This window comes from Vibrio sp. 1288 (genome assembly GCF_033344475.1).
Genome location: NZ_JAWPOX010000198.1, coordinates 1 through 961, shown reverse-complemented (window position 1 = coordinate 961; position 961 = coordinate 1). Strand labels below are relative to the sequence as shown.

At 48.3% G+C, this 961-nt stretch carries 1 protein-coding gene; it reads left to right on the top strand.

Translation table 11 applies throughout. The annotated features are described in order from the left end of the window. The coding region (locus R8O11_RS25645; RefSeq protein ID WP_318194664.1) for a PAS domain-containing protein at positions 1 to 961 on the top strand (961 nt) is incomplete at both ends.

Below are 961 nucleotides of genomic sequence, written 5' to 3'. Positions count from 1 at the left end.
CAACAAGATCACTCAACTTGTCCCTGACAATGTTGAAGCATTGAAGCAAAAAATCGCTCAACTCAATAAAGAAAATGTGGTGCTGTTTTGGACTTACTACCGCGACAAAGATGGTGTGGTCGGCAGCGAGCGTGACTGGATTCAGATCAACAAGGCCTCCAACGCGCCATTGTTTATGGTGCACGATGTAGGATTGGGTCATGGCGCGGTGGGCGGCGTGATTCAAAGCGGTTATCGCCAAGGTGTTGAAGCGGCTAGATTACTTGAACAGGTGCTCGACCACCCACAAGAACCATTACCTCCGGTGGTGAATGGCGATTCTGAAATCAAGCTCGATTACCAAGCGGTCGTGCGCTGGGGGTTGGGCGCAGAGCAAGAATCCTCGGCGGTCTTTTTTAATAAGCCGATGGAATTTTCGGAGCGTTTCGCCAAAGAAATTCGCTTGTTTGGCAGTTTGTTCGTGTTGATGCTGGTGGCCATTTTGCTACTGAGCTACTACTTGCAACGCATTCGTCGCAGCGAGACAGCTGCTCGTGAAAGCCAGGCGATTTTAGAGTCCATTTTTGACCAAAGTATGCAGTACATGGGGATTTTGGATAAACATGGTTTGCTTAAATCTGGCAACGATCGTCTGCAATCTTTGCTCTATCATCAGGAATTACGCTTAGATAAGCCACTTTGGTTACATCAAAACTGGAGTGAGCAAGCACGCCACGCGATCGCCGATTATTTTGACGCACCGCAGCAACAAGTTTCGACATTTGAAGCCGAAATCTGGAGCAAACAGCACGGCTCTATGGTGCTCGAAATTTCTTTAAAGCCGTTTTCCCAGCAGGTAGGCAAACAAAAGCAGTATCTGTTTGAGGCGCGTGATATCACCAGCCGTAAGTTGATGGAAGATAAGCTCTATCAGCGTGAGTCGAGCTTGCGTAATTACTACGAGCAGCAGCCCGTGATGATG